12 protein-coding genes are annotated in these 15,418 nt (G+C 40.2%); 7 read left to right on the forward strand and 5 right to left on the reverse strand.

Annotated features, from left to right (window positions below; genetic code table 11):
• Positions 1–49: 49 nt before the first annotated feature.
• The 4 genes from IPO27_10315 to IPO27_10330 all read left to right on the forward strand — a co-directional run bounded on the left by IPO27_10315 (position 50) and on the right by IPO27_10330 (position 4,890).
• On the forward strand, positions 50–469 hold the full coding sequence (locus IPO27_10315; GenBank protein MBK8846905.1) for a RidA family protein: 420 nt from the start codon (positions 50–52) through the stop codon (positions 467–469).
• An 89-nt stretch (positions 470–558) separates the two neighbouring features.
• Positions 559–1,170, forward strand: coding sequence for a ComF family protein (locus IPO27_10320; protein MBK8846906.1), 612 nt, complete (start codon positions 559–561; stop codon positions 1,168–1,170).
• A gap of 226 nt (positions 1,171–1,396) precedes the next feature.
• A complete protein-coding gene (locus IPO27_10325; protein MBK8846907.1) occupies positions 1,397–2,620 on the forward strand; it encodes a hypothetical protein in 1,224 nt (407 codons plus the stop codon).
• 38 nt (positions 2,621–2,658) lie between these two features.
• Positions 2,659–4,890: a M4 family metallopeptidase gene (locus IPO27_10330; protein ID MBK8846908.1), complete on the forward strand. Its 2,232-nt coding sequence runs from the start codon at positions 2,659–2,661 to the stop codon at positions 4,888–4,890.
• Positions 4,891–4,938: 48 nt separating this feature from the next.
• Here the strand turns inward: IPO27_10330 and IPO27_10335 are convergent, their stop codons facing one another.
• Both IPO27_10335 and IPO27_10340 read right to left on the reverse strand, forming a co-directional pair.
• Positions 4,939–5,700 (reverse strand): cyclase family protein, encoded by a 762-nt coding sequence (locus tag IPO27_10335; protein MBK8846909.1) that lies wholly within the window; start codon positions 5,698–5,700, stop codon positions 4,939–4,941.
• Positions 5,701–5,806: 106 nt separating this feature from the next.
• Positions 5,807–6,490 carry a zinc metallopeptidase gene (locus tag IPO27_10340; GenBank protein MBK8846910.1) on the reverse strand — a complete coding sequence of 228 codons (684 nt, stop codon included), beginning with the start codon at positions 6,488–6,490 and terminating at the stop codon, positions 5,807–5,809.
• Positions 6,491–6,598: 108 nt separating this feature from the next.
• Here IPO27_10340 and IPO27_10345 point away from each other — a divergent pair, with 108 nt between their 5' ends.
• The 3 genes from IPO27_10345 (at position 6,599) to IPO27_10355 (ending at position 8,715) form a co-directional block, all read left to right on the forward strand.
• Positions 6,599–7,012 carry a SufE family protein gene (locus IPO27_10345; GenBank protein MBK8846911.1) on the forward strand — a complete coding sequence of 138 codons (414 nt, stop codon included), beginning with the start codon at positions 6,599–6,601 and terminating at the stop codon, positions 7,010–7,012.
• A gap of 71 nt (positions 7,013–7,083) precedes the next feature.
• Positions 7,084–7,410, forward strand: coding sequence for a DUF59 domain-containing protein (locus tag IPO27_10350; GenBank protein MBK8846912.1), 327 nt, complete (start codon positions 7,084–7,086; stop codon positions 7,408–7,410).
• A gap of 69 nt (positions 7,411–7,479) precedes the next feature.
• On the forward strand, positions 7,480–8,715 hold the full coding sequence (locus tag IPO27_10355; GenBank protein MBK8846913.1) for a competence/damage-inducible protein A: 1,236 nt from the start codon (positions 7,480–7,482) through the stop codon (positions 8,713–8,715).
• 171 nt (positions 8,716–8,886) lie between these two features.
• Here the strand turns inward: IPO27_10355 and IPO27_10360 are convergent, their stop codons facing one another.
• The 3 genes from IPO27_10360 to IPO27_10370 all read right to left on the reverse strand — a co-directional run bounded on the left by IPO27_10360 (position 8,887) and on the right by IPO27_10370 (position 15,321).
• Positions 8,887–10,803: a gliding motility-associated C-terminal domain-containing protein gene (locus IPO27_10360; protein ID MBK8846914.1), complete on the reverse strand. Its 1,917-nt coding sequence runs from the start codon at positions 10,801–10,803 to the stop codon at positions 8,887–8,889.
• A 5-nt stretch (positions 10,804–10,808) separates the two neighbouring features.
• The gene (locus IPO27_10365) at positions 10,809–14,195 is read right to left on the reverse strand and encodes a hypothetical protein (GenBank protein ID MBK8846915.1); all 3,387 of its coding nucleotides are present in this window, start codon (positions 14,193–14,195) and stop codon (positions 10,809–10,811) included.
• 115 nt (positions 14,196–14,310) lie between these two features.
• Complete coding sequence (locus tag IPO27_10370) at positions 14,311–15,321, reverse strand: glycosyltransferase (protein ID MBK8846916.1); 1,011 nt, start codon at positions 15,319–15,321, stop codon at positions 14,311–14,313.
• Positions 15,322–15,418: the final 97 nt, after the last annotated feature.

Raw genomic sequence — 15,418 nt, forward strand, 5'->3', positions numbered from 1 at the left:
GTGAGCGGAAATTGTATTACTTTTATTGCCAGTATAAAAATAAACAAGCATGCAGCACAACGATAGCATTAATTCATCTAAAGCACCTGAACCTGTTGGGTTATACCCACATGCTCGCAAGGTTGGTAACCTTTTATTTCTAAGCGGTGTAGGCCCGCGCGAACGAGGCACAAAAAAAATTCCGGGAGTAGAACTTAGTGACGATGGAAAAATAATTTCATACGACATTGCTTTGCAATGTCATTCGGTATTTGCCAATGTAAAAGCCATACTGGAAGATGCCGGCAGCCGTTGGGAAAATATTGTGGATGTAACTGTTTACCTCACCAACATGAAAGATGATTTTACTATCTACAATAAACTATGGGCAGAATATTTTGCAACCAATCCACCGTGCCGCACTACACTCGAAATTAATTGCCTACCAACACCCATAGGTATTGAGTTAAAAGTGATTGCAACCATATGAGCCAAACCCTGCTAGATAAATACGTGTTTGGGTTTTACAACATCTTACTTCCCAACCGGTGTTGTATGTGTATCAACAATTTATTCAGCATGGAATATTTGGTTTGCAACCGCTGCATCAATCAGTTACCAATTACCGAGTTTGATTCGGTTTCGGATAATCCTGTAATTAAACACTTATGGGGCAAGTGCAAAGTAGATGCAGCAACCTCCTATTTGCTTTTTGCAAAAGGCTCCGGAATTCAGGAGGCGATACATGAATTAAAATATCGCGGTAACCGCAACATCGGAATATTGCTTGGCGAATGGATGGGAAGATTTTTACTTACTAAGAAAATTTACACACAAGCTGATTATATTATTCCGGTGCCACTGCATCGCTCTCGCTTGCTGCAACGTGGTTATAATCAAAGCACCATGTTGGCAATTGGGTTGAATCGCAGCATGCATATACCTTACGATGAGCATATACTTACACGTGATACTGCCACAACTACACAAACACGAAAGCACCGCTATGAGCGTTACGAAAATATGAAAGAAGTATTTATGCTCAGGCAGGATGAAGCATTGCATGGAAAAACTTTTCTATTAATAGATGATGTAATTACAACCGGTAGCACCCTGGCTGCATGCATCGAAGTATTAAACAACATACCTGATAGCAAGGTGCTTGTGGCAACACTTGCCTATGTTGTTTAAATATATATTCAACCGCTTGAATCGCAGTTCAAAATTGATTTTCGTTTTGTAAACGGTAGATTCTCCATTTAAAAATTTGCAGCTACCGATTAATTAAATTCACTCCAAAGTGTTGCAAGTGCATATTACGTTTGCACTGTTCATTTAAAAAATTCCTAACTAAACTTTAAAAAATTATTAAAATGAGAAAACACAATTCTTTCAATTCACGCTTGGAATGGCCATTATGGCGAGTTTCAGCGTACAGGCACAAACCTGGAACCTGGCAGGTAACGCAGGCATTAATCCTGCAAATGATTTCATTGGTACTACGGATGCCAAAGCTTTACGTTTACGCACCAACAACTTAGTACGTGTTAATATTGCTCCATCTGGTAATGTTGGTATTGGCACACAAACCCCTGCCGATAGATTACATGTAAGCAATGGACACCTGCGTGTCGAAAGCAGCATTGCCAACGACAGTTCAATTCTTGTATTGAATCAAGCAACGAGCAATTGCAATATTCAGTACAGAGTTGGCAACATTGGACGTGCATATACTGGCTACGATGTTTCTACAGCAACATTTGTTACTTCTGTAAGCACCACCGGCACACGTCCCGATTTAACTATCAGAGCAAGTAATGGTTACGCAGGTTTAGGCACCTCTAATGCCTTATATCCTCTTCACCTGGTAGGTACTTCGTCAACAGGTTTTCAGTATGATGGCGCAACCGGTGGATATGCCGGTAGTTATATGAATGCTACCGATACAGCCAACGGCAGGCCCTTCTATGGCTATAAAATTGGTAACTCAACTAAAGGATGGACTTACATGGATAAGACAGGAAAATTTAGCATTTACAATGGAGGCGATCGTTTAGTCGTACTAAATAACGGTAATATAGGTATTGGTACTTCAACTCCTGATGCAAGATTGCATGTAGGTGCTGGAACAGATGCTAGCGCAGCTTCGGGTGGTTATTTAGTAACCGGCTTACTTACAAGCGAAAATCTTGTGATGGACAATAATGAAATTATGGCGCGTAATAATGGAGCAACAGCTACGCTTTATTTTAATCATAGTGGTGGTAATATTGCTATGTGTTCAGGTGGTGGACAAGTTACCATTGGAACAGCAACGCCCGCATCAGGTTACTTATTAAGTGTTGATGGAAAAGTAATGGCTGAGGAAATACGTGTTGAGTTGTCTGGCAACTGGCCTGACTATGTATTTGGTAAAGACTATAACTTGCCTTCGATAGAAGAAGTAGAAAAAACCATTTCCGAAAAAGGACACTTGCCTAATATGCCTTCGGCAAAAGAGGTGGAAACAACAGGCGGTTTTCAAGTTGGCGAAATGCAAACCAAACTTCTCGAAAAAGTAGAAGAGCTTACTTTATACATCATTCAGTTAAAGAAAGAAAACGATGTATTGAAATCACGAGTTGATGCAATGAGTAAGTAACCATAGTAATTTAAATTAACCTTTTAATAAAAATTACGATGGAAAAAAATCGAAATAAAATAACAAGACTGTTGATGGCATGGGGATTAAGCATACTTGCATGCAACCTTGCCTTGGGCCAGAACGCCCGACAACAGCGGCTTGAGCAAATTGCCAAGCCAGTAGAAACTAAAGGCTGGTATGATTTCAAAGAAGAAATTGACCTACCTTACCATGAACTGTTCACGATTGAAAAATCAACATTTGGTTTATCGGCACACGATGAAATGCGAATGACAAAAAACAAAACAGATGAAATGGGATTCAATCATTACTACTACCAACAATTTGCTCATGGCATAAAAGTAACCGGAGCAGAAATGATTGTGCATGTAAATCCAACAGGAAAAACACAATCGGCTAATGGTAAAATTGTAGAAGGACTTGCTATGGCTACACCACAACTTACTATTGATGCAGCACGAACGAAAGCAATGGAGCAGGTTTCTTCAACCAATTATGTTTGGTTAAATCCGGAAAGAGAAGCTAAACTTCGCGATAAAACTAAAAACCCATTAGCTACAAATTATCCTGCAGGAGAGTTAGTGTATGCCCGCATAAGAAACACCGATGCATTTAATGCACAAAATTATAAGCTATGTTATGTTTTTGATATTAAAGTGGAAGAGCTAGGCTTGAGTAAGCGCATTTTTATCAATGCATTGGACGGAAGTGTGCATAATGAGATTCCGTTAGATATAGAATGCAATGCCGGTACCGGAACCTCTGCATACAATGGTGCAGTTAGTTTTAATTCCGATTTAGTAAACGGAAGCTACCGCATGGTGGATGATTGTCAGTCCACAGTAATCACTGTTTATAACAGGAACGCAGCAACAACTAATGCAACAGCCACACATTATACTGATGCTAATAACGATTGGACGGCTACCTCTCAACGCTCTGCTGTGCAATGTATGTATGGCGGCAGACGGAGCTTCTTGTATTACCTTAATGTTCACTCACGAACAAGTTTTGATAATGCCGGAGGTGATATAACCACTTATAATAATGCAGGCTTTGTAAATAGTCAAGGCAATACATATGGCACCAATGCATTTGCAAGTAGCGATGGCAACTTATACTTTGGTTATGGAAACAGCGCCTCATCAACTACTGACGACTGGAACTCGCTTGATATATTTGGTCATGAGCTTACACACTTTGTTACCGGTAACGAATCGGGACTTGTATACCAGGATGAGTCAGGCGCTTTGAATGAATCGCTAAGTGATATATTTGGCGAGATGGTTGAGAGCAATGCACTTGGCATTAATGATTATTTAATTGGAACTGATATTGGTTATATACGAAATATGAGTAATCCGAATGACAAGAATGATCCTGATACGTATTTAGGAACTAACTGGTATGTGGGCTCAAATGATAATGGAGGCGTTCATACGAACAGTGGTGTAAATAACTATGCCTTTTACCTTGCAGCTGAAGGTGGAAGCGGCACTAATGACAACGGAGCTGCTTTCAATGTAGTAGCTATTTCCCGCTTTGATGCAAGAGATATATGGTATCGTGCTGCAACCTTGTACTTAGGCAGCAACGATGCGCACATTGACATGCGCGCAGCAACTTTACGTGCCGCGTTCGATTTATACGGACAATGCTCGCAGGAAATTATTTCGGTTGGTGAAGCATGGCGAGCTGTTGGCGTTGGTTCACAATCAGCACAGTATGTAAATGATGTTTGCGGTGTTTATCCTTTCAGCGGAACGTATAAGCAAGCTATCAATCACTTGCGTGTTGCTAATGGATGTGCGGTTTCGGTAACAGTCGGCAATACGGTTTACTTCTCAGCGCGCGACCGAGTAACCATCTATCCCGGTTTTAATGCGGTAAGTGGCAGCAAGTTTTATGCTTATCTTGAACCATGTGCTGTAACCATGTGGCGCAAACCTGCAACTGTTACTGATGTTCGATCAAGCGACTTGCTTGTGTTTGAATCGACTGAAACCGATGAGCCTTCTCTGCATGTTTCGCCTAATCCGTTTAGTCAATCATTTGCTGTTAATGCTCCTGTTACTACCGGTGAACTAACTATCACCATATACGATGCAGAAGGAAGGACCGTATACACCTTCAACAAAATGATTGAACAAGACGATTTAAGCTACTCCAAACAAATTGATGGTTCTGCTTTTGATAAAGGAATATACTTTGTGGAAATCAGGAATGGTGAAAACCAATTGAAGCAAAAGCTTGTAAAAACGAATTAAGAGGACCAAAATTACTAATCACCCATTGCATTTATGCAATGGGTTTTTTTATGCTTGATTTAATTTATACAACAGTATTTTACTTGGGCTGGCATCGCTTTCAAGCGAGGTGATTTGAATGTTCAATAAGTACATTCCATCTTCAATGCTATCAGGAACATAAATTAATTCGGTTATTGTTGCAGCTGCTCTTACCTTATTTGGATATTGCCAAAAGGCATGATGCCCAAGCAATTGCCCATCATCTTGTTCGCGATCGATGGATGGCAAATCAATAAGCAAATGGTTGATGCCCGCTTCAACAAGGTACGTAATAGCTTCATGATGAATATAAGGAAAATTGCTTCCGGAGTATTGTCTATTTAACTTACCTTCCTCGTTTGGCAACGTGCGAATTACCAGCGCATCTATATTATTCATAATTCTTCCATCAAAATTTTCTTTAGAAAGTATATAATCACCGTTAACAATCAATTGTGGCTCTATAGAGATTAGCTGTGCAACGAAAACAAACTTTCTAAGACACTGATTGATGGTATAGTTTTCCTTAGCAATATGTCCAACACATTCAGTGTGCGTTCCATTGCCATGCGGATTTAGTTTTATGTCTTTAAAATTTACCGCCCCTCCCTGATTGACATCTCCAATAAAATCGCCCATAACAACGGGCTCAATAGTAACAGGTTTTGCCCACCACGCATTCACATTGTTTTCTCCTGCTCTAAGTGGGATAGAAATATCAATAGGTTGGGTCATATCAGCCGCATAGTTGGCCGTATCAATAACTATAATTGCCTTTATTGAATTCATTTGACTTGAAAATAATTTTCAAGGATAAGAAAAACTTAACTATAAAAAACAAAAAGCGCCTGCGGTCAAAATTCCGCAGGCGCTTTAAAACAGTATTACTTAAATATTAGTCGCGACTTCTTCCCATATAAATCATCAGGTAATAAGCTAGCGTTGCTAAGCTTCCTAAAGCAGCAGCAACATAAGTCATAGCGGCCCAAAACAATGCGTCTTTGGCTCTGCTGTGTTCCTGCATTGTTGTGGTGCGACTACTTTCAAGCCATACTAATGCCCTGCGACTTGCATCAAACTCTACGGGTAAAGTTACAAATGCAAATACGGTAGTTGCTGCAAACATTACGATGCCAATAAGTAGCAGTTGCGGAAATTGATTAATCATTAAAATGCCTGCCAATAGTACCCATTGCATCCATGAACTTGCTACACTTACAATAGGAACCAATGAACTTCTAAGTTGTAACATCGAATATGCCTTGGCATGCTGCACTGCGTGACCACACTCATGGGCAGCTACCGCTGCTGCGGCTGCATTACGACCTTCATAAACCCCCTCGCTCAAATTAACGGTTTTGTCAGCTGGATTGTAATGATCCGTCAATTGACCTTGAACCGAAATAATTTTTACGTCACGTATGCCATTGTCGCTTAACATCTTTGCAGCTATCTCGGCACCGCTTAAACCTCCTGCTAACGTCTCGGTAGAATACTTCTTAAATTTGCTCCGTAAAACAAACTGAAGCAACATACCTACTCCCATTATCAAAAAAGACAAAATATAAATCCCACTCATTACTTAAAATTTTCTTTTGGTCATCAATTTACATGCCATTGCTATTTTGTCAGATTATGTATGATTGGTGCGCAAATTGAAATTACCTTTGCTCATAAAACATAATTGATGACAATAATCGAAGCAGAAAAAAAGGTTCTGGATGATTTTGAAATTTTTGATGGCGATTGGGAGATGATCTATCAGCAAATTATAGACGAAGGCAAAAAATTGCCTTCATTGCCCGACAGCTATAAAAACGAACTTTATAAAATTAAAGGCTGCCAAAGCAGTGTGTGGCTAAATTCGGAATGTAAAAATGGTATAATGGAGTATAATGCAGACAGCGACTCCGTTTTTGTAAAAGGGTTGATTAGCTTATTGGTAAGGATATTAAACAATCAGAAACCAGCCGATATAGTGAATGCCGATCTTGGTTTTATAGATAAAATGGGATTACGGCACCATTTGGCGCAAACACGCAGCACTGGTCTCAGTGCTATGATTGCTCGTATGAAAGCAGAAGCCTTGCAATACCGTTAATCTTTTAAAGATGTGGTACTTAGACATAGTATTTTGAAAATGGTATTGTTACCTTTGCAGCGATGAGTGAAATGGCAACTATAACTATAGGAATTCCCACCTTGCATAAACGTGTGGTAGATGTTTTAAAAACCTGCTACGACCCCGAAATTCCGGTTGATATTGTAGAACTTGGACTTATTTATGATGTTGAAGTAACCCCTGGGAATGATGTACTGGTATCAATGACATTAACCTCTCCTGCATGCCCGGTAGCAGAAACCCTGCCTCCAGAGATCGAACTAAAACTGAAAAACATTCCCGATTGTAATAAGGCAGTTGTAAGCGTGACTTTTGAACCACCATGGGATAAGGAAATGATGAGCGAAGAAGCTCGTATGGAACTTGGCATGTGGTAAAATCAATTTTGAAGAAATGTTTCAGCCAATAGAAGTGCTAATGCTTTCCGATTTCAAAAATAAAATTTTATGACCATAGAAATAATAACCATAGGTGACGAATTACTAATTGGACAAGTTATAGATACCAATTCGGCTTGGATGGCACAACTGCTTAATCAGTATGGCTTTATTATAAAATACCGCACAGCTATTGGTGATGATAGTAAACAAATTAAAGAAGCCATAAAAGTTGCGTGTAACCGTGTATCAATCGTATTAGTTACCGGAGGCCTTGGCCCTACCAAAGATGATATAACCAAAAAAACATTGTGCGAATACTTTAAAACAAAACTTGTGCTCAACAAGAAAGTATTACACGATATTGAAAAATTATTTGAGGAACGCGGGCGCATTATTAGCCCTGTAAATCGCATGCAAGCGGAGATTCCCGAAAATTGTATAGCGCTGCGAAATAGTAATGGCACTGCCCCCGGAATGTTGTTTGAGCAAAAAGGAAAGATTATTATTTCCATGCCGGGTGTTCCCTATGAGATGCGCGGAATTATGGAGGAGCATGTAATTCCATTCTTAAATAAGAATTTTAAAACCCCTAGCATTGTTCACCATACCGTACTTACCCATGGCATTGGCGAAAGTGCAATTGCCGAGCTTATCAGTGATTGGGAAGATGCTTTACCTAAATCTATGAAACTGGCTTATTTGCCTGCAAGCGGCATGGTTCGGTTAAGAATAACCGCCATAAGCAATGAAAAGAATATTAAAACACAAGTTTCTAAACAGATTAAGAATCTCAAACCATTAATAAGTAAGTACATATATGGTGAGGGTGACACTAACCTGCAAGAGCTGATTGCAAACAAACTGATTGAAAATAATGCTACCTTGGCAATTGCTGAAAGTTGCACAGGTGGCCTAATATCACACCTGATTACCTCGGTACCCGGATGTAGCAAATTTTATTGCGGCAGCATAATCAGTTATGACAATTCAGTTAAGCTAAGTACGCTTGGTGTTAAAAAAAATACACTTGAAAAACATGGTGCTGTTAGTGAGCAAACCGTATTGGAAATGGCTGCAGGGATTCAAAAAAAGTTTAAAACCAGCTATGCAATATCAACCAGTGGTGTGGCTGGCCCATCAGGGGGCACAGTTGAAAAACCGGTGGGTTTGGTTTGGATTGGCATTGCTACACCAACAAAATGTTTTGCACGCAAGGTGCAGTATGGTTCTGATAGAATGAGAAACATAACCGTATTTGCTCAATCTGCCATGAGAATGCTACTACGAGAACTTGATACATAGCTCAAGGCTTGCAATTAATTTAAAGCGATACTGAATAATAATGAAACCCTGAATTTTGAAGCCTTTAAAGCTTACCGCAGCATATGCTAAAATCTAAATAATACAAAACCTTAAAATTAATTTCACTTTCTAACGAAAGAAAAAATAATGCTAAAGGATATTTAGATACTCTTACCTGACTAAATTTATGTTGCCTCTATAGGTATGCTTCTTTCCTGTTTTTTCAAAAACTTCAATAACATAAACATACGTTCCCTGAGGAGATTCCTTCCCGTTAAAATCATTTCCATCCCAGAAGTTGGGCGCATTAGTTTCAAACACCGGTTGACCCCAGCGGTTTAATATGCGTGTGGTAAATCGCTCATAGTTAATTCCTAACACTGCAAAGTAATCATTCTTGCCATCTCCATTTGGGGTAAACGTATTAGGAATATAGAAGGTAAAGTTATCCTTAACTTCAATTATAAACTCAATAGAATCAGTACAACCATATTGATTGCTTACTAACAACGTTACCACATATTTACCTGTATCTTCGTATTGATGATTAGGGTTTTGCTCAAAGGAGAATAAACTGCTATCGCCAAATGTCCAGGTCCATTGAGTTGGATTTCCCGAACTTTGATCATAGAAATATACCATAGGATAAAAAAGTGAAGGGTCTTTTGGAGACCATTCAAACAGTGCTACTGGTCTTTCATATACTTCTATAATTTGGGGCTTCAATAAGGAAGTTTCACAACCTTGAGGTGTAGTTACCGTAAGCGATACATCATATATTCCATAATTCTTATAAACATGTACCGGATTAACAAGGGTTGATGTATTACCATCGCCAAATTTCCAAAGGTAGGTGCTGTTTGCAACTGCCTTGGTGCTATCCTTAAATATTACAGTTAATGGCTGACAGCCCGCAGATGGATCCCATGAAAAATTCACGATAGGAGCATCAATAGATATTACTTCAATCGTATCGGTAATTTGCGGTGTAGTGCAGCTATCTTTTACTACGATATAAATAATAGTATCCTGTGTAACTAGAAATGTCAAGCTATTGGCAGCACCAAATGCTCCTCCATTAAACGAATACTGATAATTTCCATCTCCTCCTTTCACAGTAGCTGTTACCGTGAGTGTCTTGCCTTTGCAAATGGTTGTATTGGGAGTAACAAAGGTAAATGATAACGGTGGCCTTACTGTTATAAGTGCCACAGCCGTTGTGGTGCAATTTTTAGTATCTGTAACCGTAACAGTATACGAAGTGGTTACAATGGGGCTTACATTAATGGTTGCGGTAGTAGCTCCATTACTCCATAGATACTGATAGCCTGGAGTGCCACCCCCATAGGTTGGCGCAATAAGGCTAGATTCTCCTATACATATAGTTGCTCCGGTTATAGGAGCTATGGTAAGCTGTGGTGGTTCTGTTATTGTTACAGTAGTAGTCCCTGTGCAGCCCTTACTATCAGTAACGGTAATTGTATATGTTCCTGCAGAGCAATTAGCATTGGTAGCTGTGGTAGCACCATTAGACCATTGGTAACTGAAAGGAGCAAAGCCTCCGGTTTGTGTTACTGTAGAACTACCATCGTTGCCACCAAAACAAGATACGTTTTGATTAACAATACTTGAAGCTTTGATTTCAGGCACTACGGTTACTTTAATAGTATCATATTGGGCAGGAGTGCCGCAATTATCAGTAAGTTCTATAGCTAATGTAGTGTCTCCAAAAAGGGTCATAGTAACCGAACTACCGGTAGCAAGGCCATTATTCCAGCTGATGGTATAATTTCCATTTCCGCCCGAGGCCGCAGCATTTAGCGTGATAGTTGGACCGAAGCAAATGGTACTGTCATTAGAAGCTATTAGGGTTAAGGCAGGATTGACAGTTACCGTAACCGATTGTGTAAGGGTACATCCTTTACTATCTGTAACCGTAACGGTATATGTAGTAGTGCTAGCGGGACCTACGGTTATGCTGCCCGCAGTAGCACCATTACTCCAGCTATAGGTATATGCAGGCGTACCTCCACCATATACCGGAGCTAACGTTGTGGTATTCGATAAACAAATAGTTACATTAGGCAAACCGGCTATTGTAAGTGCAGGTGGCTGGGTAATGATGGCAGTAGCGGTTCCTGTGCAACCTTTTGAGTCGGTAACCGTAACAGTATATGTTCCTGCTGCAAGTCCGGTGGCAGTAGTTGTTGTTTGCCCATTGCTCCATAAAAAGAAAATGGAGCAAGGCCGCCTATGTGCGACACCTGCGCTGAACCATTACTTCCATTAAAACAACTTACATTTACAATGCTGATGGTGGATGCCACTATTTCGGGGATAACGGTAATCTTCACCGTATCATACACAACAGGTGACCCGCACACGTCCGATAACATGATAACTAAAGTAGTATCCTGTGTTGGCGAAACCAATTGCGATGTTCCTCCAACATTACCATTCCATGTATAGGTATAAATATTATCTCCTCCAGAACCCTGCGCGCTGATTGTAGCCGATGCCCCAAAGCATATCGTAGTATCATTAGATGCGACTATTGACAATGCTGGCAACACCCAGATCTGCGCTGAGGCAGTAGTTGTGCAATTATTGGCATCCGTTACTGTAACTGTATAGCTTGTAGTACTACCAGGGCTAATAATTAAACTACTATTGGTGTTACCATTGCTCCACAGATAGGAGTATGCAACCGTTCCTCCGGCTACCACCGGCAGCAACGCACCATTTTTTGTTTGGCAAATCGTATCGCCCGGCAAACTGCTAATTACCAATGCTGCAGGTTGGGTTATGCTTACAGTAGCACTCATGGTACAGTTCTGATTATCTGTAACAGTAATAGTATATGTTCCAGCCGATAGCCCGGTAGCATTTATGGTGGTTTGCCCATTACTCCAAAGGTATGAATAGGGAGTTATTCCATTAAGTACACTGGCAGTAGCATCTCCGGTATTGCCACCGTTACACTTCACATTATTTACCACCGGAAAAGAAATAACCATTGGTGTACTAACATAAATATGTACGGTATCATACACCGCTGGCGAACCGCAATTGTCTGTGAGTTGAATTAATAACGTAGTATCACTAACTGGTGTTATATTAAAATTTTGCAGTGCATTCAATCCGTTATTCCAATTGTAGGTATAGGTGCCGCTGCCTCCACCCGAAGTAGCGCTTATAGAAACCTGCGACCCCGAACAAATGGTGGTATCATTATTTGTACTTACAGTAAGAGCAGGGCGTACATAAACAGTAACGCTTGCTGTTTTGGTACAAAGTTTATTATCAGTAACTGTTACGGTATACGTAGTGGTTCCACCGGGACTCACTGCTAATAGCGCATTGGTATTTCCGTTATTCCATAAGAAGGTATATGGCCCTGTGCCACCACTGCCATTGGGAGTAATGGACGAAATTTGGGTTAGGCAAACTGTATCGTTAATTGCATTAATGATAGATAATGCAGTTGGCTGTGTAATGGTAACTGCCCCTGTGCCAGTGCAGCCATTGGCATCGGTTACGGTAACGGTAAATGTTCCGGCAGCCAGTCCTATGGCAGTTTGTGTGGTTTGTCCATTCGACCATGCATATGATATAGCTCCGGTGCAATTATTGCAACCCGCTGTTCCTGTTCCATTACTTCCTCCATTGCAAGAAACGTTTACTTGTGCAGGTACCGTTCCGGTAACTGCGAGCGATGCGGCCACAGATGCAGTAACAGTAACTGTGCAATTATTAGCATCGGTTATGGTAACTGTATAAGTAGCCGCGGCTACCAGACTAATGCTATCATTGCTTACACCATTACTCCAAACATAGGTATAAGGGCCCAAACCACCTGCTGCGGTTACATAGGCTAAACCATTCGCAAGATTGCATTTGGTAGCGGCCGTTGTTGAAATTCCGGAAACTGCCGTAGCCGGTTGAGTAATAACAACGGTAGCAGTAGCAGTACATCCTCCATTAACATCAGTAATAGTTACTGTATAGGTTCCGGCCGCGAGGGTGCTGGCATTTGCCAGGGTTTGGCCATTGCTCCAAAGATAAGTGTAAGTTCCTGAGCCATTATTTGCGGCCGAATTTGCTGATCCGGTTGCAGCATTAAAGCACTTTACATTTACACTGGTTGGAATGGTTGCTGTTACCCCGGCCGTTGCATTAACGGCTACCGTAGCAGTAAAGGTGCAACCTTTAAAATCGGTAACGGTAACGGTATATGTTCCGTTTGCGACATTAGGGGCGGTGCTGGTTGTGGCTCCGGTTGACCAGTTGTATGTATAGGGGCCCGTGCCTCCTCCAGTAACATTTATAGAAGCAGTGCCATTGCTTTGGCCACAACCTGCATTGGTACTTGCAGTAGTATAAGTAAAAGCTGCTGGTGCGGTAATCGTAAATGTAATTAAATCAGGACAGCCTCCGCCTTTTGTAACGGTAACGGTATATGTACCGGGGCCAAGGCCAGTAACATTAGCTGTGGTTTGACTGCCCGACCACAAGTAACTGTAAACGCCCGGGCTCGTAACAACCACATTAATAGATCCATTTGTGCCTCCGGGGCAGGCAACATTTACAGAGGTGTTTGCATAGGTATAAGCTGAAACATTAAAATTTATAATCGTGGGTATCAGACAAGAATTTCCACATATATCGTCAATCGTATTAACGATTTGCAAATTATAGGTTCCCAAAATATTTACAGGGGGACTAAAATAAAAAATGAATGTACGTGAATAACCGCAAATTGAATTACAATTAACGGCTACAACACTGTCTATTGTCATTAAGGTAAGGCTGGGGTCGCGTAATTCGAAGTCAGAAGGTTGTACTGATGAGCATTGGATGTTTTCGGAAAATGTCACCAAGAATGAATCTTGCCCACAAACAAAGTTGGTGTTAACGCTATCAATGGTAGGAGGTGTAATATCAATAATACTAGCGGTTGAAGCACTAAAGTTAATTGAATATCCATTGGGGCTGCTGGTAAACTGGCTCACACAAATAATATAGGTTTGCCCTACCAATACTGGAATGGGTGGTTCATTCTGTGCACCTGGCAATCCATTTGGGCCTGTAACCCCCGGGGCTCCTGCATAATTACATGCTGCTTCTAAACTTGGGTTACTGAAAATATCACTGCAATTATTGTTAGTCAGGTTGTAAACAGCCCAATCATAATCATCCATCAAAACATTGGGAGTAATTGAAAAATTTAATGACCCACTAGATTGTACCGTAAACGTATACCAAACACTATTTTTTTCACCTTGCCCAAGGCATGATATTACACTATTTATTTCTTGCGGAAGGCTGCCAGTACCAACATAGGAATTTACTTCATTATAAATGTTTTGGCAGATAGGGATTGCACACGGGCAATCCTGCACAGTTGGCAATTGAGCCTGTAGTTGCATTGTCAAAAACGACATACAAAACATTGTCTTTAATAAAATTATTTTCTTCATGATGATGTGTTTTTAAGTAGCGTAAAAATGTGAATAAATATTATACTGTACAAATACTTAATTAAATTCTCCATTTATTTGTAAAAACCAATAAAATTGGGTAAAAAAGGCAAATTTAAGATCGATAAATGCGGTCAAATTCTTTTCCTATAGCTACTGGAGAGTAGATGTTATTAACACTTGCTCTTACCTCTTCTTTCGTATAATTTTTATACGAGTTTATCATTGTAATTAAGGCACTTTCCAATTGTTCAGGGTTATTTGCTTCAATTAACATTCCGTTTTTATTATTTACAAATTGCTCGGGGCCCCCGCATCGGGTAGCTATTACAGGGATCCCACTAAGAATGGCCTCTAAGGTGACCAGGCTAAACGTTTCTACCATTGAATTTACAATAAGAAAATCGCAGGAAGCAATATAATCAAGTGTTGTCTCATGTGTTTGCATCCCAACGAAACGAATAATCTCTGATTTGCTCAATTGAGTTGCCTTGTTTTCAAGCATTTCCTTGTCCTTGCCATTTCCTAATATAGTAAGGCAAAAGCCCTTATTTAGTCCTGAATTGTAAAGCTTGTTAACCACTTCTATTACACCGCTTATATTCTTTATCCTGTCATCCAAATCAGCTACAATAAGTGCATTAACCGCTTTCGAAAATAAATTATCCCTGACTAAACCGGTGTTGCATACATTGGGTACTATTCGTACTTTTTTATCATCCACAAATTTAACCAAAGCATTTTTGAGTTGTAACGAAACGGTAGTTACCATGGCTGCCTGTGCTAAAACTGCTTTTACACTTTGTCTTAACAATGCACTTTCTTTTTCGAAAGTCCCATCTAAAAACCCATGCCAGTGTTCGGTTATAACTAAAGGAGCACGATAAATAAACTTGAAAAACCATGCGATAATAACCATGCGATACATAACTTGCAGATGCACTATTTCCGGCTTGCCACTTTTGTGGCAAGCCAGTCTGGCTAATTTATAGTAGTTAAAAAAATGGAAAAACCGATTTAATAATTTAAATCTAAAGGGCTTAAAGTATAAAACAAATTCCTTCAGATTTCCACTACCCGCTTCCTCAATGGCATAACGCTTTTTAAACCTGCATTGGGTATGCAAGATATTGCCGACACTTTATGGTACATTGAAATAGCAAGTGCATAGTCCTGTATAAATGTACCCAATTGTACATTAGTAACATTGGGATACCATGGGG

Source organism: Bacteroidota bacterium (assembly GCA_016714535.1).
GTDB lineage: Bacteria > Bacteroidota > Bacteroidia > AKYH767-A > OLB10 > JADKFV01.

Coding starts and splice junctions, on each gene's coding strand:
- IPO27_10315 (MBK8846905.1), top strand. CDS start 50: ATGCAGCACAACGATAGCATTAATTCATCTAAAGCACCTGAACCTGTT.
- IPO27_10320 (MBK8846906.1), top strand. CDS start 559: ATGGAATATTTGGTTTGCAACCGCTGCATCAATCAGTTACCAATTACC.
- IPO27_10325 (MBK8846907.1), top strand. CDS start 1,397: ATGGCGAGTTTCAGCGTACAGGCACAAACCTGGAACCTGGCAGGTAAC.
- IPO27_10330 (MBK8846908.1), top strand. CDS start 2,659: ATGGAAAAAAATCGAAATAAAATAACAAGACTGTTGATGGCATGGGGA.
- IPO27_10335 (MBK8846909.1), bottom strand. CDS start 5,700: ATGAATTCAATAAAGGCAATTATAGTTATTGATACGGCCAACTATGCG.
- IPO27_10340 (MBK8846910.1), bottom strand. CDS start 6,490: ATGAGTGGGATTTATATTTTGTCTTTTTTGATAATGGGAGTAGGTATG.
- IPO27_10345 (MBK8846911.1), top strand. CDS start 6,599: ATGACAATAATCGAAGCAGAAAAAAAGGTTCTGGATGATTTTGAAATT.
- IPO27_10350 (MBK8846912.1), top strand. CDS start 7,084: ATGGCAACTATAACTATAGGAATTCCCACCTTGCATAAACGTGTGGTA.
- IPO27_10355 (MBK8846913.1), top strand. CDS start 7,480: ATGACCATAGAAATAATAACCATAGGTGACGAATTACTAATTGGACAA.
- IPO27_10365 (MBK8846915.1), bottom strand. CDS start 14,195: ATGAAGAAAATAATTTTATTAAAGACAATGTTTTGTATGTCGTTTTTG.